The organism is Flavobacterium cerinum, from assembly GCF_024496085.1.
Lineage (GTDB): Bacteria > Bacteroidota > Bacteroidia > Flavobacteriales > Flavobacteriaceae > Flavobacterium > Flavobacterium cerinum_A.
Genome location: NZ_CP101751.1, coordinates 981,802 through 1,000,273 on the forward strand (window position 1 = coordinate 981,802; position 18,472 = coordinate 1,000,273).

Consider the following 18,472-nt stretch of genomic DNA (forward strand, 5'->3'; position numbering starts at 1 on the left):
AAGTTCAATTGCATAATATCAATTAATAAAAAATATGATTGTAGAAATAGTTTCACCGGAAGCCACTTTATTCAAAGGAGAAGTTACTTCTGTAGCTGTTCCGGGAGTAAATGGTGAGTTCCAGATGTTGAATAATCACGCGCCAATCGTTTCTTTATTAGCTAAAGGAAATGTGAAAATTGTTGGTTCAGGATTGAAAATTGCAAAAGAATTTGCAGCTAAATTCAACAAAATTAACGAGCAAACTTATTGGTTGCCGATTAATTCCGGAACTGTAGAAATGAATGACAATAAAATTATTGTTTTAGCAGACTAATACAATGATAGCTATAAAAAAGTCCCGATTTTATCGGGACTTTTTTTGTTTATACCAAACAGGTTTCGAATGTGGAATGATACACCCGACAGGCTTTTAAAACCTGTCGGGTGTACTATTTATCGGATCACAATCTTCTGTGTTTCCTGTCTTTCTCCGTTTTTAACCGTTACCAGATAAATGCCGGATTGTGCATTTTGTAGCTGAATCGATTCGTTAAAGTTTACGGTCGATTGAAAGCTTTGGTTGTAAATACGTCGTCCGCTGATATCAAAAACAGTAATTTCGGTTGCACTACTGCTGTCCGAAGAAAACTGAACATGGAAGGAACCGTTGTTCGGATTCGGATAGAGTATAAAGTTGCTTAATTTGTTTTCAACAGTGCCTAAAATAGCAGCACTCACAGTGCAAATATTCAGACTCCAACTATTTAATACGCCTCCGTCTTCGTTAAAGGCATCAGATATACGTAAAGTCCAGTTTCCGGTTGAATTCTGACCGTTAAAAGCGGATAATGCCTGTGTGGGTTGTACGGTGCCTGAAATGCCCGGATTGGTGCCGCAAACTACCGGAATGCCACTGTCGTCAAATGTAGCAACGATATTCTGAATGTCATTATTGCTACATGGACGAGCGTAAAGCTGAACTTGTGTCCCGGATGGACTGATTAAAGTTGCAGTTAAGTCGTTTATCCAGGTATGAGATACATTCATCGTGATATTTACATCTGAAATAACGCCTCCTGAAGGAATATTTAGTGATGAGTTGATCGTTGGAGCGCCCGATGCAGAAATCGTTATAGGAACATTGGTTGAAACACTGGAAGCACAGCTGATTTGTCCGGTTGTAAATTTAAACGGATTGCTGTATGTTCCGATACACGCACTGTTCTTTGGTAATACGCGCCAGAAATAGTTCGTTGCCTCTGATAATCCGGATACGGTATAACTATTTGTTGCTGATGTGCCGGAGTTGATAATGTTGCTGAAAGTATTATCGGTGGCAACTTGTATATCATAGGCGTTAGCATTACTATTTGCAGCCCATGTCAAAGTAACGGTTGTGTTTTGTGCAACAGCTTGATCAGCAGGTGTGGTTAAAGACAGGGTTCCGAAGTTGGAATTTAGCAGATCCAGGTAAAAATTAGTTGTTTTAGTCGCGGATCCGGATGTTGCGGTAACAGCTAATGTGTAAAATCCGGGTGTAGCTGCTCCGGTATTCGTAACAGTCATCGTTGTTGTGCCATCTGTAGAAAGACTTGTAGGTGCGAAAGTAACCGTAGTTCCGGCAGGGTTTCCGCTAACGCTGAATGTAGTATTTCCGGAGAAACCACCTAATGTTTTATAATCGATTGTATAAGATACGTTCGATCCTGTACAGATTGATTTGTTCTGTTCGCCGGCTACACCGTTAAAAGCAGAAGTAAAAGTTGTGGCAGGCGCGGTAATGGTAAAGTTGGTATTCGATAGGTCATAAAAAATATTATCATAACCGCGTACCATAATTCTGTTTTGATTCCCGGGTGTGTTCGGAATAGAAACAATCTCGGATCCGTCATTCGGAACTTTACTGGCAAGTAAGGTGTTGAATGAAGCGCCACCGTTAGTTGACAGGTAAATGTCTACGTAAGGGGTGTTAACGCCATTAGCGGTAGTTCCGGCAACATCCCATGTTATGTTCTGATTGGTTCCGGCTTGCCATGAAACGTTAGTGTTAGGTGCAGTTACAAGGAAAGGTCCGGCAGTTCCGTTTACTGTAACACGCATTAGGTCGGAAGCCGTTTGTCCGCCACCGGCTTTATTGTCACGTACGGTTAAAGAGAAATTAAGTGTTCGTGCAACAGAAGGGCATACTTCCCAGGTGTTGGCGGTATTTCCGGCTAATACAGTAGCTAAAGCAGGCATATAGCGTGTCGGTGAGCTAGTGCCTCGAATAGATCGGAACATCGGACCGTTTACACGAGTTGCTACCGGTGCGGCAGATGAGTTCGGGTTTTGAGGATCATTTTGCTCCCAGGTATACGTTAATGCATCACCATCCGGATCGGTTCCGCTTCCGGTTAATATAAAAGCGGTCGACTTTGGAATTACATAGTCTCTACCGGCATCAGCAGTAGGAGGATTATTTGTAATAGTTGTGATTTGAGCACAGCTGGAGCTTACACCGGTCTTAACATTGTCCAGAATATCGCGAATATTCACATACGTAAAATAATCGTCACTATTGTTTTGAACATTGGCAGGACATATTCCGGCATAACCCATAATTGTTGAACCTGAACCCGGTTCTACTTCGGTTAATCCGCTACCTGAACGACAATTAGAGCTACTTTGAGTGTGATAGCCTCCAAATTGATGTCCCATTTCATGGGCTACATAATCAATGTCGAAAGCATCACCGGTAGGATTGGACATTCCGGTCATTCCGGTTCCTTTGTGAAAACCGCCGTTTGGATTGCTGCTGGTGCTGCATACACATCCGATACATCCTGCATTTCCGCCTCCTGAAGTGTTAAAATTATGTCCGATATCATAATTAGTAAAACCAATAGCTGCATCAATAGTAATACCGGTGCGTACGTTATATTCACCATTCCATGGATCGGCTGTTGTGCTTCCGAAGTAAATCAACAGGTCATTGTTGGCTACGAATACCATAGTGATGGAAAGATCTCTTTCGTAAACACCATTAACTCGAGTCATTGTAATCGCCATTTGAGCCTGAATGTTAGCCCGTTTTTGAGCATCTGTTCCGGTTCCGGCAAAAATATTCCCGTACTCTGCGGTACAGGATTGTGCCAGGCGGTAAGTTCGTAGTTTTTTATCGTCCGTGTTAAGAGCGGTTTCAGAACTTCCTACTCTGTCTTCGGTTAGAGAAGGTAACTTGATTCCGTCATCGGTAAGGCAGGAGAAGTCGGAAAAGGCTTTGTGAAGAGCTGCTTTATTGTATACGATGTAGTTTTGACGATCTTCGGTATAAGGATCGATAAAAACAGTGCTTTCTTCGCTTGATAAAGTCATACTGTGTAATCCCAATTGCGTTACGGAAAACCGGGCTACAGAAGCGGGATTCTCAACGCCTTGAGCGGCATACGATTTGATCATTGGATATTTTGCAGCTAAAGTCGCTTCCATGATCGGGGTTTCCATAACGCGGAAGTGTTCTAATTCTCCTTTAGCATTTGGAAGTTCAATAATAACATTGGATTTGCCTTCAAATTGACCTCGAACCGGTGCGTTGGCAAGGCTGTTTTTTAAAGTATTCAAGTCTAAGGTAAACAGATTGTAGTTTCTGGGGGTAGAACTACGATTAACTTTTTTTTGGGTTGCTATACTGTTTTCGTCTATCGTTTTCCATAGCTTCTGCGATTGTGAAAAGCCGGTGGAAAATGAAAAAAGTAACAATACGGCTAGTTGTAATTGTTTTTTCATTTTGTTTGGGTTAATTGTTAAATAATTAATAAAAATAATCAAATTTATTTATGTTTTTGTATTTGGTTTAAATTCAGGTCCTGATGTGGTGTGTTGTTAATGCGCTTGAAGGATGTTGTGTATTAAAAAAGATACTTACTTTTGTTGGTATGAAACGCTTTCCCGCATCATTATCAGCTAAACTGCAATCCCGAATAGAAGTGAATGCTTTAAGGCAATTGCCGGGTTCTAAAAACGGAGTCGATTTTTCATCCAATGATTATCTGGGTTTCTCGAGATCGGAAACACTTTTCCAAAATACTCAGTCGTTATTGTCGGCGCAACAAAATCATTGTAATGGTGCAACGGGTTCGCGACTATTATCCGGAAATTTTTCTCTTTATATGGAAACGGAGGCTATGATTGCTGCTTTTCATCGATCATCAGCTGCTTTGATTTTTAACTCGGGTTATGATGCTAATCTGGGTTTTTTTAGCGCTGTTCCGCAACGAAATGATGTTGTGTTATATGATGAGCTGAGTCATGCTTCAATACGTGACGGAATCCGACTTTCGAATGCTCGGTCGTATAAGTTTTTGCATAATGATTTAGAGGATCTGGAAAGACAAATAAATCGCTTTCGTAAAGAAGAAACAGTGATTTATATCGTTACGGAAACCGTGTTTTCAATGGACGGTGATTGTCCGGATCTGGAGCAAATGGCATTACTTTCGGATCGATACGGTTGTTTTTTGGTGGTTGATGAAGCACATGCTTTGGGTGTATTTGGCGATAAAGGTGAAGGATTGGTTCAGGCGTTACAATTGGAACCGTTGATTTTTGCCCGAATCATGACATATGGGAAAGGTTTAGGTTGTCATGGTGCTGCTATATTGGGTGATCAGAGATTAAGGGATTATCTGGTGAATTTTGCCCGCAGTTTTATTTATACTACAGGGTTGTCACCACATGCGGTAGCTACAATTCAGGCAGCTTATAAAATGTTGGAAGAAGAGCGTGATTCCGGAATAAAATTAAAAGAGAATATTATTCATTTTAATCAGGTGAAAAATCTATTGGGATTAAAGCCGTTGTTTATTCGTAGTAAATCGGCAATACAATCAGCGGTTATACCCGGAAATGAAAAAGTGAAATATATAGCGGATCAATTAGGGCAATCCGGATTTGATGTGCGTCCGATTATGGCGCCTACAGTTCCGGAAGGACAGGAACGATTGCGTTTTTGTTTGCATAGTTATAATTCAAAAGAAGAAATAGCAGCAGTATTACGCATTTTAAATCAGTTGCTGTAATAAAAAAATAAATTAAAAAACATGAAACTATTTGTAACAGGTATCGGTACGGATGTGGGGAAAACAGTCGTAGCTACCGTTTTAACGGAAGCATTGGAAGCAGATTACTGGAAACCGGTTCAGGCCGGTGATTTGGATTATTCGGATAGTCATAAGATAAAAGAGAAACTGTCGAATACGAAAACCCGGATTTTTGATAATGCTTATGCTCTACATACGCCGGCTAGTCCGCATGTTGCGGCAAAGATTGATAATGTCGTAATCGATTTGAAAGAGATCAAAGAGCCGAAAACCAAAAATCATTTAGTGATAGAAGGCGCCGGAGGAATATTGGTGCCCTTAAATGATACGGACTCAATTCTAGATTTGATTCAACCGGATTATAAAGTGATTGTGGTATCACGTCATTATTTGGGAAGTATCAATCATACATTGCTTACAATTGAAGTGTTAAAAGCAAGAGGTTTGGCTGTGGCCGGAATTATTTTTAGCGGTAAGGAAAACAGCGATTCGGAGTCGATTATTCTAAATCGTACCGGAGTGAAAATGTTAGGACGGATTGATGAAGAACCGTATTTTGATAAAAATGTGATTCGGGAATACGCGGATCATTTTGAAACGGTATTACAACAATTATAAACTAAAAAACCTGCTTTATTACGGCAGGTTTTTTTATCGAAGGAATTTACTTTTATAGATATATTGTTACGGTGGATCCGCCCGGTAACGTTAAAATTGCAATATTGTCGCAAGTTCCGTTACCATAATCTAAAGTATAAGTCAGTGAATTTTTAGTTAATGTCTTTTTACCTTTTACAATAACCAGACAGTTGTAATTACGGATTAACGGCTCTGTAATTTCCATATGTAAAAGCGTTCCGTTCGGTAAAGTGGTGTAAGCTTCACCATCAATACTAAATACATCATCTGTGAAAACTAATGGTGTTGATGCTCCTCCGGTTTTTTCAATCGTAAAGTTTCCTTCTCGGTGGATTGTTCCTCCGCTTGCCGGCTGAATAATGTTAATATTAGTTTCGCGGGTATAAGTTGGGATATTGTTTACCACGCTTCGGCTCACATTGATAGTGCCTTCGATCTTATTGCTGTTAATGTAATAATTGTCAAATGTGATATTAGCAGTAATTACATGAGTTGAATTATCCCGGTGTACTACAATGTAGATGATTCCGCTACGGTTATTCCCGTTGTTATCGGTACAGCCGGTTCCGAAATCGACCTTAAATTTTTTATCACCGTTAGTAAGTGTTTCCTGTGAAATAACACGACAGGAAGAGGGCGGTAATTGTGTGTTTTCATTTTTGGAAGCGTAATAACCGTCATTGGCCAATACGTCTTCTTTAATGTCTTCAATGTCTTCTTCAATGCCTTGAGCTTTAGCATCGGCTGTTACGCTGGTGTCTTGATTGGCTCCTGAATTGTCTGTGGAGTCACTGTCGCTGTTGCAGGATATAGCCATCAACGCAGCAAAAAATAAAAATTTAATAGTAGTTTTCATAATTTGTTTTGATAAGGTTCTTTTTTTTTAGACAAATAAAACGATAAATGGTTTAATGTTAAACTTTTTTGTCTGCAAAAGTAATCCGGTAGCACTCTTTATCTTTGTAGTAAAGAATTGAAGAATAAAAAGAACGCAACGTGGAAAAAAACAGACTACAGAAAGCCGATGAGAATCATCTGTGGCATCCTTATACCCAACATAAAAATGCGCATCCGCATATAGCTATAACGAAAGGAAAAGGTGCTTTATTATGGGATGAGAACGGGAAAGAATATATTGATGCAATAGCTTCCTGGTGGGTGAATCCGTACGGACATTCCAATCAATATATAGCAGACGCGATTTATAAACAACTTACAACACTGGAGCATGTCCTTTTCGGAGGGTTTACACATGAACCTGCTGTAATGTTGGCAGGACGACTAATTCCGTTATTGCCCGCAAATCAGAAGAAGATTTTCTTTTCTGATAACGGATCTACGGCTGTAGAGGTGGCACTTAAAGTAGCATTACAATACTATTTTAATAAAGGGGAGAAAAGAACAAAGATAATTGCATTCGAAAATGCATTTCACGGTGATACGTTTGCGGCTATGGCGGCTAGCGGAATATCTTTCTTTACCGAAGCTTTTCAGGGAGCGATGATTCAGGTAACACGAATTCCGGTGCCGACTCCGGGTGATGAAGAAGCTTGCTTGGAAGTGCTTTCAGCGCTGTTAAAAACAAATGAATATGCCGGTTTTATATTTGAACCATTAGTTCAGGGGGCGGCCGGTATGGTAATGTATCAACCGGAAGTACTTGATCAACTGATTAGAAGTTGTAAAGAGCAAGGCGTATTTACTATAGCTGATGAAGTAATGACCGGTTTCGGAAAAACCGGGAAAAACTTTGCTTGCGATTATCTGACAGAACAACCGGATATGATGTGTCTTTCGAAAGCGTTAACCGGAGGGACAATTCCAATGGCACTGACTACGTTTACGCAGGAATTATTCGATGGTTTTTATGATGATGATGTGAATAAGGCTTTGTTTCACGGGCATACCTTTACGGCAAATCCAACCGGTTGTGCTGCTGCATTGGCCAGTCTTGATTTGCTTTTAAGCGAAGAAATCCGTGAGGGAATTGCGCGAATACATAAGCAGCATTTGTCTTTTCAACAACGCATTGAAAATCATCCGCGTGTAAAGACGACTCGGGTATTGGGGGTGATTTTTGCGTTGGAGTTTAAAAGGGATTCTTCTGATGATTACTATGGTGATTTTAGAAATACGTTGTATCGTTTCTTTATCGAGAAAGGAATCATATTACGACCTGTAGGAAATATTGTATATGTGTTGCCGCCTTATATTATTTCGGAACAGGAACTTGAAAAAGTATATCAAATTATCGGGGAAGCGTTAGATAAGTTTTAATTTTGCACGGAAATATTTTTTACGTTGAAAAATAAAATTGCGATAACAGCACTGGGTTCAGTTTCTGCTTTAGGAGATAATCCAAAATCGGTTTGGGAATCGTATCTGAATCCGGAATCACTTATCCGGTTTGAAACGGTGGGCGAAACGATATACCCGGTAGCGATGCTTTCTGCTGAAACAAAAAGAACTATCGATGATTTGCGAAAGTCGGATGTTAAATATAAAACATTGGATGATTCGGTATTATATGCAGTTGCAGCTTCCCGAAAAGCAGTGGAGCAGGCAGGATGGAAAGACGGGCATTTCGGTATCAATATCGGATCGTCAAGAGGGGCTACACAATTATTTGAAAAATACCATCGTGAATTTCTTGAAACCGGAGCTACGGCTACATTAGCATCTCCAACCACAACACTTGGGAATATTGCTTCATGGGTAGCAAATGATCTGAATAATGACGGTCCGGATATATCGCATTCGATTACGTGTTCAACAGCATTACATGCGCTTTTAAACGGCGTAGCCTGGTTGGAGTCGGGTATGGCTGATAAATTTCTGGTTGGCGGAAGTGAGGCGCCGTTAACACCGTTTACATTGGCTCAAATGAAAGCAATGAAAATCTATTCCGTTTTTCAGGATGCTTATCCGTGTAAGGCTTTTGATTTTGATAAAAAAAGTAATTCGATGGTTTTAGGAGAAGGAGCTGCGATGGCTTGTCTGGAAACCGGTGAAAAAACGAATGCACTGGCTTATGTGGAAGGAGTGGGCTATGCGACCGAATTGCTGCAACATAATGTCTCGATATCATCGGATGCGGAATGTTTCCAGAAATCGATGAAAATGGCGTTAAAAGGGGTGGATTTGACTGAAGTTGATGTTGTGGTGATGCATGCACCGGGAACGATCAAAGGCGATTTGTCTGAGAAAAATGCAATTGAGAAAGTATTCGGAAATGCCATTCCATTGCTAACGACCAATAAATGGAAAATCGGACATACCTTCGGATCCTCCGGAATGTTAAGTGTTGAGTTAGCGATATTGATGTTGCAGCAACAACAGTTTATCGGAATACCTTATTGTGATGTTCCGTATTCAAAACCGGCTGTAATTCGTAAAGTGTTGGTAAATGCAGTTGGATTTGGCGGAAATGCGGTTAGTGTACTGCTTTCAAAATAAAACTATTCGTTACTTAACTCGTTGCATTTGTCGAAAATCAAATGGGATTCATAACCTTTACGGATCAGAAAATCGCAAAACTTTTTTTTCTTTTTAGCGGGATGAGTTTCTTTGATGGAATTCCATGTCGATTCGGACAGAGTCTCAAATGTTTCGAAATATTCTTCGTTGGAAAATTCCTTTAAGGCAGTGTCGATATTGTATTTGGAGATACCCCGGAATTTAAGTTCGTTAATAATCCGGAGCTTTCCCCATTTTTTTATTCGGTGTTTTCCTCTGGCAAAACTACAGGCAAAACGCTCTTCGTTAAGGAAATTGTTTTCAATCAGATGAACCACAATAGCATCTATTGCCTGTGGGATCATATGCATTTGCTGAAGTTTTTGTGTTACCTCAGCATGACAACGTTCCTGATAACTACAGTAATATTCCAGTTTTTTTATAGCATCATCAATTGAATGGTATTGGTGTTTTTGTTGCATCAATTAATCTGCTTTGGAATTACTGTTAAACATTTATTTTAGTCCTAATTTTTTGTGGGTTTGTACGATCGCCTGTTCGTTTTTATAATCAATCCAGTTCTGACCTTTTCTTTTACGCATAAAGTTGTCGAAATGACGCATAATAAATACGTTATAAGCGGCTTTTGACAGATTGGAAATGCTTCTTGGAAATGCGCGCAGACTCATCGAAAATCCGGGAGTGAGATATTTCATGTAATGCCAGTAACCTTCGGGCATGTATAGCATTTCTCCGTGGTTTAGATTGCAAATTAAGCCTTTAGCCTGTTTAAGAGCCGGCCATTTTTCAAAATCCGGATTGTCAAAGTCGATATCTTCTCTTGAAATAAGGGCATGCGGAATTTTATATAAATAGGGGGTTTGATTTGGCTCAAAAAGGATACACTGTTTTTTTCCGTGGAAGTGAAAGTGTAAAATATTAGAGTAATCAATGTCGTAATGCATAAATACTCTTGAGTTCTCACCGCCAAAGAAAAGCATCGGAAGTTGTTTGACCAATCGCAGTCCAATATCGGGCCATTTAAAATCTTCTCGAAGCGACGGAACTTCCTTCATCAGATTGTATAGGAAAATACGGTAATTGGTAGGCTTTGATTGTAACAGGTCGATATAATCGGCCATTTTCATTGTTGCATGAGCTTCGTTAAAGCCGTCTTTATGCGATACCGGTCGGTCATCGTATAAGGGAACCGTTTTGTCGCCTGCTATGTTTTTTATGTAATTGAGTTTCCACTTTTCGTAGGCTGGCCAGTCGGTTGTTAACTGTTCAATCACCAGTGGTTTTTGTTTTTTTACGTAGTTGTTGTAAAAATCTTCTTTTGATATGGTTTTTACGCGTTCAATTTCAGTTAAATGTAAAGGCATATTGCTGCAATTTATTACTTAAAAAAAAAGCTCCTAATTTGGTTTTACAAACAGGAGCTAAGTTAATAAAGCTTTATCTTTTCGTGAAATTATTTTAAAGTAAATTTAAACAATTTTTTATTTTTTGTTTTTTACTGTAGCATCAAGATTTCGTTCAATTTTGTGTCCTGGACGTGTCCATTTAGGCTTTTCTCCTAATGCTTGAAATTTAGAATCTTCAGCTTCCACGGTTTCAGGCTGCATCAGTTTGATAAACGGTTTTTGCGGCTGTAATCCTAATTCCTGGAACATTTTCATGTCTTCGTTAACATCCGGGTTTGGAGTGGTTAATAATTTGTCTCCGGCAAAAATTGAATTGGCTCCGGCAAAGAAACACATCGCCTGACCTTCTCTCGACATTTGTGTTCTTCCGGCTGATAAACGTACCTGAGTATCCGGCATTACAATACGGGTTGTGGCAACCATACGAATCATTTCCCAGATTTCAACCGGTTTTTCTTCTTCCATCGGCGTTCCTTCAACCGCTACTAATGCATTGATCGGTACTGATTCCGGTTGCGGATTTAAAGTAGATAAAGCTACCAACATTCCGGCACGGTCTTCAATACTTTCTCCCATCCCGATAATACCACCGCTACATACGGTTACATTGGTTTTACGAACGTTTTCAATAGTTTGTAAACGATCTTCAAAGCCACGTGTTGAAATAACTTCTTTGTAGTATTCTTCAGAAGTATCCAGGTTGTGATTGTATGCATATAGTCCTGCTTCGGCCAAACGTTGTGCCTGGTTTTCTGTAAGCATTCCTAATGTACAACATACTTCCATGTCCAGTTTGTTAATGGTACGAACCATTTCCAATACCTGATCGAATTCCGGTCCGTCTTTAACGTTTCTCCAGGCTGCTCCCATACAAACTCGGGAAGAACCGCTGGATTTAGCACGTAATGCCTGAGCTTTTACTTGCTGTACCGACATTAGGTCGTTTCCTTCAACACCGGTATGATAACGTGCGGCCTGAGGGCAATACCCGCAATCTTCCGGACATCCTCCGGTTTTAATGGATAATAGGGTTGATACCTGTACGGTATTCGGATCATGATTAACACGATGTATTGAAGCTGCTTCATAAAGCAGATCCATTAGGGGTTTGTTGTATATGGCAATAATTTCTTCTTTTGTCCAATTATGTCTGGTTGCACTCATCCTTTTGCATTTTTTGATGTTTCAAAAGTAGGAAATTAGAATTTAAGTAGAAAATTTTGTTTGACTCTGGATTTTAATGCAAACAGTGATTTTTTTTATTTTTTATTACTCGTTTTGTAAGTATTAACTTTTGTAGGATTTACAAGGGTTTTAAGATTTTTTTAGTAGTTCATTTTTATTAAAATAGCTTTTTTGTGCTATATTTTTTACTTATACATAGTTTTTCTTAAAAAAAATATTTTACATTTGTGTGAAATTTAACAGTTGTTCCTACGTATAAGTACTTGTGTTTTTGAGCTTTTTTGTAGGAAGAATTGTCATTATTTTTAAAATGTTTGGTACATTTTTATTTGTTTTAGCAAATAGTTAAAGTGTTTTGTAGGAGAAACATGAGTGTTGTTTGTGATAATATTGATTAAATAAGATTAAAAAGCAAAAGAGTAATATTTTAATCGCATGAATCGAATTTTACAAGGCGAAACGGCTTTAAAAACGCGAAAATATATAGTGCTGCTAACGGTGGGTTTAAACAAAAAGGATCCAGGTGTATAGTAGACTACTTTTTATATTTTTTGTTTTTTTATTGTGCTCCTGCAAAAAAGAAAAAACAACAACAACGGGTAGGGATGACTCAGAAATCCGTTCCCGTTATTTTCAGTTAGAGAAAATCGGCTGGAAGTCACGCGAATATTCCCAAAAAGTAGACGACATCAGTTTTACGGCTACAGAAGTACCAATTCAATACTACATTTTAAAAGATCAGGGGAAAACCGATTTGTTTAAAGTGGATTCGCTGTATGAAGCCAATAAGCAGGAGCGGGTTATTGAATTTACATTCCGTCAGGATGATGAAAAAGATCTTTTAGGGGATCAGTTTACCGGTTTGCCTTATGAAGATGCCGTAAAGTATATGGCATTTGCCCTTGATAAAGATTTTTATGTGGTTACGTCCAAAAACGATACGATTGCCTGCAATGGCGTTTCTTACGAACGTAATTATAAAATCGCACCTTTTCAGAAAGTCGTATTGTTCTTCTCCGGAATCGATCCTAACGAAAAAATCCAATTAGTTTATAAAGATCATCTATTCCGTAAAGGAACATTGAAGTTTAAGTTTAAAGACACATTTACAGAAATATTATTATGATTCAAAAAATCAGAACGAGTAAGGTTACAAAAGTCGTTGCTATTTATTTAGCAATGATGTTGTTTTTAGAGATGGTTCAGCCAATGGCAGCATATGCTTTAACCAGTGGTCCTTCGCAACCGGAGTTTGAGTCGTTCACTCCGATCGGAACATCGGATATGGTCGATCTGGCCAGTGGTGATCTTAACTATAATATCCCAATTATGGATGTTGGCGGTTATCCGTTAAACCTGGCATACAATACCGGTATCACCATGGATCAGGAAGCCTCATGGGTTGGTTTAGGTTGGGATTTGAATGTCGGACAGATTAACCGTCAGATGCGCGGATTACCAGATGATTTCAAAGGGGATGAAATGACCTATGAAAACAATATGAAAGACAATATCACGATCGGATCGAACGCGAACTTGTTTCTTGCCGGATTGGGTATTGGTGAAATGGCGAATCCAAGTATCGGAGTTGGTATAAAATATAACAATTACGACGGTTTCGGATTTTCAGTAAACGGTGGTTTGAGTTACCAGATTAGCGATAACCTTTCTGTAGGAATGAACATGGAATCTTCATCTTCCGAAGGAGTTTCAGTATCACCAAGTGTGTCGTTCGATAAAAAGAAAACCGATAAAGATAAGGGGGACTATAAGTTAACTGGAAGTCTTGGGGTAAGCTTAAACAGCAGAAAAGGTCTGGAAACAATGACAATGTCGTATAAGTCAACCAAGAATAACACCAATCTTAAAGATATAAAAGATGAGCGAGATGCACTAACGGGTACGTTATCGTTCGTAGATGCTTCTTTTACACCTACAAAAAGAGTTGGAATGGTGTCGTCCAACTTTATGTTTGGTGTAAACGTAGAAGGTGAGTTCTGGGGAATTGAACCGGGAATGAAATTTTCGGGATACCGAACCAGTCAGGGAATTAAAAGCTCTGAGAAATATAAAACAGAAAAAGGATACGGGTATGAGAATACCTATAGTGCAGGAAGTACAGATGTCTTAGATTTTAACAGAGAGAAAGACAGAACATTTAATAAAAATACAACATCATTACCGATTACCAACAATACATACGATTTGTACAGTGTTCAGGGACAAGGCGTATCGGGAATGTACCGTCCGTATAAATCACAGGTAGGATTTGTATATGATAATTATGTACAGGATGATACTAACGGTGGAAGTTTAGGTCTTGAATTCGGAGCCGGAGGTGGAGTACACTTTGGTTTTGATGCCACTATTACCAAAGGAAACAGTGCAACCGGATTATGGACTAGCAATAATCCTGCTTTGGCTCGATTCCGGGAGAAAACGAACGGAAATAGACTGGACTATGAAAAAGTGTTTTTCAAAAACATCGGTGGGAATCATGTCGATAAAGAGTTAAACTTATTCACTACAGAATTGGGCGCGTACGATCCGATTAAACTGGAAATCGGAGGAACTAAATTTTCAAGAAATACAATTTTAAACTACTCCAGAAACGGGAGCTACTTACCGGGAGCCAGTTATGTAAAAAGACAAGGACGTTTGGGAAGAAATCAGGTTATCCAGAAATTAACAAGAGCAGAAGCTCAAAAATATGGCTTTAAAACACAATTCAGTCCGTATTCAATTGCCGGAAAACATGATCACCATACTTCCGAAGTACGAATTATAAAAGAAGGAGGCAATCGCTATATCTACGGACGTGCGGCGTATAACTCTGTTAAAAGAGAAGCTACGTTTGATGTAGGAAGTAATCCGGGGGTAAACTGTTCAAAGGGACTGGTAAATTATAACCCGGGAAGTGATAACTCGGCTAATAATAATAAAGACGGTGATCAGTATTTTAACCGTGTTACAACTCCGGCTTATGCACATACTTACCTGTTAACATCTGTTTTGTCTTCGGATTATCAGGATTTAAAAGATGATGGTCCTACTGATGACGATTTAGGTACTTATACGAAGTTTACTTATAATAACGTGCAACCGTATAAATGGAGAATTCCGTTTAAAGAGAATGTAGCTAATTATGATGAAGGCTTACGTTCCAGTAAAAAAGATAATAAAGGAAATTATCAGTACGGAGAAAAAGAAATGCTTTATATCAAAAAAATTGAAACGAAAACACACGTTGCTATTTTTGAGATTTCACCACGTAAAGATGCGTATGGTGTAAAAGGTGAAAACGGAGGAATCGGATTGGATTCCAAATCGTATAAATTAGATAAGATTTCATTGTATTCGAAACCGGAATATTTGGCGAACCCAACTGCGGCTGTGCCTATTAAAGTAGCTCATTTCGAATACGATTATAGCTTATGTCAAGGGGTTGAAAACCACGAATACGCTAATATGTCGGGTGGTGCTTACGACGGTCAAAAAGGAAAACTGACACTTAAAAAAGTATACTTTACCTATAAAAAATCAAACATGGGTAAATATGCCCCTTATGTGTTTAATTACGGGTACAATCCTTCTTACGATATGAAAGCTTATGATATCTGGGGGAATTATAAACCGGTTGCAGGTAATGTAGGATGCGGTACAAACGATGCGTTGTCGAATGCTGAATTCGGATATGTGGATCAAAAAAACAGAGATAATGCCAATCAGTATGCTTCGGCCTGGTTATTAAATAATATCAGCTTACCATCGGGCGGTAGAATGGAAATGAACTATGAAGCCGATGATTATGCTCATGTTCAGGACCGCGATGTGATGGAAATGTTTAAAGTAGTAGGAGCCGGTGAGGCACCGCTAACTTCTACAAGCCAGTTAAGTAATACAACATTATACGGAAGCGGACTTTCCCGTTATTTATATATTCAATTAGACGATTCTAATTTTGAGAATTTCCATGAGCGCTATATTAAACCAATTCAGGACGACCCGATTTATTTTAGGTTTTTACTCAATATGGCACCGAATGATAATGCAAAATATGATTATGTAACGGGCTATTTAAATGTAGTGAAAAACCAGACTTATAACTTTATTCAGGATGGGTCGGGTAATAGTTATGCTTCGATTAAAATCGAAATGGTAAACCAGGGAGATGGCTTTAATCCGGAAGTTAATCCGATATCGAAAGCGGGTTGGTATTTTGGAAGACAAAACCTGAACCGAGTGGTGTACAGTATGAACAATGAAGAAGATACCAACGATCTTGAAGGTGTTGTAATGGAGCTTATCGGTTGGATTCCGACCATGATGGATATCTTTAAAAGTCCGAACGGAAAGCTAAAAGAAAAACGAATTGCCAGCAAATTTATCTCCGGAAAATCGTGGATTCGTTTAATGCAACCTAATCGTGAAAAAATAGGTGGCGGAAGTCGTGTAAAAGAAATTAAAATGCATGACGAATGGCAAATCATGACCGATAATCCAAGTAATGATCTATACAAACAATATTACGGTCAGGTATATACCTATAAAACAGAACAGGGTAAATCGTCGGGAGTAGCCAGTTATGAACCGCTTGGTGCAAAGGATAACCCATTTGTGGAGCCGTTTTACGATAAAACCAGTAAAAGTTTATTGTTAGGGCCTGAGACAGAAAATTATGTGGAAAAACCTTTTGGAGAATCGTTTTTTCCGTCGCCAAAAGTTACCTATAGCCGGGTTGCGGTTAAAAACCTTCCAAGAGAAAAAAGAATCGGGAGAGATATTTCCATGGTAAGACGTCACGCTACAGGACAGGTGGTAACCGAATTCTATACGACATATGATTTTCCGACTGTGGTTAATTATACCCCTATGTCATCGCGTTATGATAAGTCGGATATATTGGCGAGCTTATTGAAAATTAACGTTAGAGATCATTTAACCCTGTCTCAGGGATACTCGATTCATACGAATGATATGGATGGTAAAATGAAAAGTCAACGCATTTATGCGGAAGGACAAACAGCATTTATTTCAGGGATCGATTATAAATACAGAGAAAATCCAAGCGCACCTAAAAGTCAGGGCAAATTAAATAATGTGGTTACCACTATTGATGGTGCCGGAAATATAAGTTCAAAACTGGTAGGTGTCGATTATGATGTGATTAATGACTTTAGAGAAAGTAAATCCGTAACACAAACTGCCGGTATTCACTTTAATACTGCGGGTATTCCGTTGTTTATGGTCTTTGTGATTATACCGGTGCCGTTACCGAGTTATTCCAAACACGAAAACCAGATTAGAACAGCCGTTACTACTAAAGTGATTCATAGTAGTGGTATTCTTTCTGAAAAAATAGTATACGATGTCGGATCTAAAGTGTCCACCAAAAATAATGCGTGGGATGCCGATACAGGAGGTGTTTTGCTGACCGAAACGATTAATGAATATAATGATAACTATTACAGCTTTAATTTCCCGGCGTACTGGTCGTATAAAGGAATGGGACAGACAGCCAGAAATATCGGATTGGAGTGTAATATTAACGTTTTATATGGTACCGATAAATATAGAATTGACGGCGTGAGTAATGCAGCCGATTATTTAATGGATGGTGATGAAGTATGGTTGACCGGAATGAGTCGAATGGAGCAGGATCAAACACTTTTTGCCTGGGTGGTTAAAACAGGAAACGAGTTTATGTTAATCGACCGAAACGGTTTGCGTATAACACAAGATAAGATCGTTTCCGGTAGGATTAAGATCATACGTTCCGGATATCGAAATATGTTAGAGGAGTCAATGGCCGCTGTAACATCGGTTAAAAATCCGCTTTACAATTATAACGGAAATAATCAGATGACTACGATGAAATCAAACATCGGATCAAATCCGTTTTATTCTTCAACATTTAACGACTACAGAATCTTAAATGCATCGGCTATAGAATACAACAATATATGGGCGGCGCAATGTGAATGTGATCTGCCGAAAATGACCTACGAAAACGGAAGTCTTGTTTTTGAATACGAAAAAGACAATAACACAAGTGACCCGGATGATATTGCTGCAAACTCGTATAACCCTTATGTGTATAATGTTTTAGGGAACTGGAGAGCAAACAAAACATATGCATACTTGACGGGAAGGAATTTTACAGAGAATACGAATGATGTGAACCCTACGCTGCGAAAAACAGGTTATTTTAATAACTTCAATTCGTTCTATGTATACAATTACAGTACACAGAAATGGGAGAAGAATGTGCAGTATACCAACTTTGGAAGATGGACGTTTGCCACAGAAATTACCCAATTCAATCCATACGGAATGGAAGTGGAAAATAAAGATGCCTTAAACCGTTACTCGTCGGCATTCTATGGTTATAACAACCGTTTCCCGATCGCAGTGGCATCCAATTCAAAATATAAAGAAATGGCTTTTGACGGCTTTGAAGATTATGATTTTTCAACTTGTTCAACCTCAGCTCATTTTAATTTTCATGGATTACTTAAGCCTAATGCGGTAACCGTTTCGTCGAAACAATCGCACACCGGTAGAAAGAGTTTAAAAGTTGAGGCTGGAAAAAGCGCCCTGCTTAAAAAACAGGTAGTTTCCTGTCTTGACGTGCAAACTCCGGTATCGAAAGTAAAACCGGCAACTAAACAATTAGCTAAAGCCAATAAAAAATAGTAGTAGAGA

Annotated in this window: 12 protein-coding genes; 7 read left to right on the forward strand and 5 right to left on the reverse strand. The window is 38.9% G+C overall.

Going from position 1 to position 18,472, the window contains the following annotated elements; all coding sequences use genetic code 11:
- Positions 1 to 34: 34 nt before the first annotated feature.
- A complete protein-coding gene (locus NOX80_RS04515; protein ID WP_256552132.1) occupies positions 35 to 316 on the forward strand; it encodes a F0F1 ATP synthase subunit epsilon in 282 nt (93 codons plus the stop codon).
- A gap of 119 nt (positions 317 to 435) precedes the next feature.
- Here the strand turns inward: NOX80_RS04515 and NOX80_RS04520 are convergent, their stop codons facing one another.
- Positions 436 to 3,747, reverse strand: coding sequence for a zinc-dependent metalloprotease (locus tag NOX80_RS04520; RefSeq protein ID WP_256552133.1), 3,312 nt, complete (start codon positions 3,745 to 3,747; stop codon positions 436 to 438).
- 149 nt (positions 3,748 to 3,896) lie between these two features.
- On the opposite strand from NOX80_RS04520, the gene NOX80_RS04525 reads away from it, so the two are divergent.
- Together NOX80_RS04525 and bioD are read left to right on the forward strand one after the other, a co-directional pair.
- Complete coding sequence (locus NOX80_RS04525; protein WP_256552134.1) at positions 3,897 to 5,039, forward strand: aminotransferase class I/II-fold pyridoxal phosphate-dependent enzyme; 1,143 nt, start codon at positions 3,897 to 3,899, stop codon at positions 5,037 to 5,039.
- 21 nt (positions 5,040 to 5,060) lie between these two features.
- On the forward strand, positions 5,061 to 5,678 hold the full coding sequence (gene bioD, locus NOX80_RS04530) for a dethiobiotin synthase (RefSeq protein WP_256552135.1): 618 nt from the start codon (positions 5,061 to 5,063) through the stop codon (positions 5,676 to 5,678).
- A 52-nt stretch (positions 5,679 to 5,730) separates the two neighbouring features.
- Here bioD and NOX80_RS04535 read toward each other — a convergent pair whose 3' ends face one another.
- A complete protein-coding gene (locus NOX80_RS04535; RefSeq protein ID WP_256552136.1) occupies positions 5,731 to 6,555 on the reverse strand; it encodes a hypothetical protein in 825 nt (274 codons plus the stop codon).
- A 140-nt stretch (positions 6,556 to 6,695) separates the two neighbouring features.
- On the opposite strand from NOX80_RS04535, the gene bioA reads away from it, so the two are divergent.
- Both bioA and NOX80_RS04545 read left to right on the forward strand, forming a co-directional pair.
- Positions 6,696 to 7,976 carry an adenosylmethionine--8-amino-7-oxononanoate transaminase gene (bioA, locus tag NOX80_RS04540; RefSeq protein ID WP_256552137.1) on the forward strand — a complete coding sequence of 427 codons (1,281 nt, stop codon included), beginning with the start codon at positions 6,696 to 6,698 and terminating at the stop codon, positions 7,974 to 7,976.
- Positions 7,977 to 8,000: 24 nt separating this feature from the next.
- Positions 8,001 to 9,155, forward strand: a complete 1,155-nt coding sequence (locus NOX80_RS04545; protein WP_256552138.1) for a beta-ketoacyl synthase N-terminal-like domain-containing protein — start codon at positions 8,001 to 8,003, stop codon at positions 9,153 to 9,155.
- A gap of 2 nt (positions 9,156 to 9,157) precedes the next feature.
- Here NOX80_RS04545 and NOX80_RS04550 read toward each other — a convergent pair whose 3' ends face one another.
- From NOX80_RS04550 to bioB, 3 genes are all read right to left on the reverse strand, one after another.
- On the reverse strand, positions 9,158 to 9,637 hold the full coding sequence (locus tag NOX80_RS04550) for a regulatory protein RecX (RefSeq protein WP_256552139.1): 480 nt from the start codon (positions 9,635 to 9,637) through the stop codon (positions 9,158 to 9,160).
- A gap of 33 nt (positions 9,638 to 9,670) precedes the next feature.
- Positions 9,671 to 10,540 carry a cupin-like domain-containing protein gene (locus tag NOX80_RS04555; RefSeq protein ID WP_256552140.1) on the reverse strand — a complete coding sequence of 290 codons (870 nt, stop codon included), beginning with the start codon at positions 10,538 to 10,540 and terminating at the stop codon, positions 9,671 to 9,673.
- A 117-nt stretch (positions 10,541 to 10,657) separates the two neighbouring features.
- Complete coding sequence (bioB, locus tag NOX80_RS04560; RefSeq protein WP_256552141.1) at positions 10,658 to 11,746, reverse strand: biotin synthase BioB; 1,089 nt, start codon at positions 11,744 to 11,746, stop codon at positions 10,658 to 10,660.
- 544 nt (positions 11,747 to 12,290) lie between these two features.
- Here bioB and NOX80_RS04565 point away from each other — a divergent pair.
- Positions 12,291 to 12,893, forward strand: coding sequence for a hypothetical protein (locus NOX80_RS04565; RefSeq protein ID WP_256552142.1), 603 nt, complete (start codon positions 12,291 to 12,293; stop codon positions 12,891 to 12,893).
- A complete protein-coding gene (locus NOX80_RS04570) occupies positions 12,890 to 18,463 on the forward strand; it encodes a hypothetical protein (RefSeq protein WP_256552143.1) in 5,574 nt (1,857 codons plus the stop codon). The genes NOX80_RS04565 and NOX80_RS04570 overlap by 4 nt, the downstream gene beginning before the upstream one ends.
- The last annotated feature ends 9 nt before the right edge of the window (positions 18,464 to 18,472 follow it).

What these genes read in the sequence shown, in the direction of transcription:
- NOX80_RS04515 (WP_256552132.1), top strand. Translation starts at nt 35, where the DNA reads ATGATTGTAGAAATAGTTTCACCGGAAGCCACTTTATTCAAAGGAGAA.
- NOX80_RS04520 (WP_256552133.1), bottom strand. Translation starts at nt 3,747, where the DNA reads ATGAAAAAACAATTACAACTAGCCGTATTGTTACTTTTTTCATTTTCC.
- NOX80_RS04525 (WP_256552134.1), top strand. Translation starts at nt 3,897, where the DNA reads ATGAAACGCTTTCCCGCATCATTATCAGCTAAACTGCAATCCCGAATA.
- bioD (WP_256552135.1), top strand. Translation starts at nt 5,061, where the DNA reads ATGAAACTATTTGTAACAGGTATCGGTACGGATGTGGGGAAAACAGTC.
- NOX80_RS04535 (WP_256552136.1), bottom strand. Translation starts at nt 6,555, where the DNA reads ATGAAAACTACTATTAAATTTTTATTTTTTGCTGCGTTGATGGCTATA.
- NOX80_RS04550 (WP_256552139.1), bottom strand. Translation starts at nt 9,637, where the DNA reads ATGCAACAAAAACACCAATACCATTCAATTGATGATGCTATAAAAAAA.
- NOX80_RS04555 (WP_256552140.1), bottom strand. Translation starts at nt 10,540, where the DNA reads ATGCCTTTACATTTAACTGAAATTGAACGCGTAAAAACCATATCAAAA.
- bioB (WP_256552141.1), bottom strand. Translation starts at nt 11,746, where the DNA reads ATGAGTGCAACCAGACATAATTGGACAAAAGAAGAAATTATTGCCATA.
- NOX80_RS04570 (WP_256552143.1), top strand. Translation starts at nt 12,890, where the DNA reads ATGATTCAAAAAATCAGAACGAGTAAGGTTACAAAAGTCGTTGCTATT.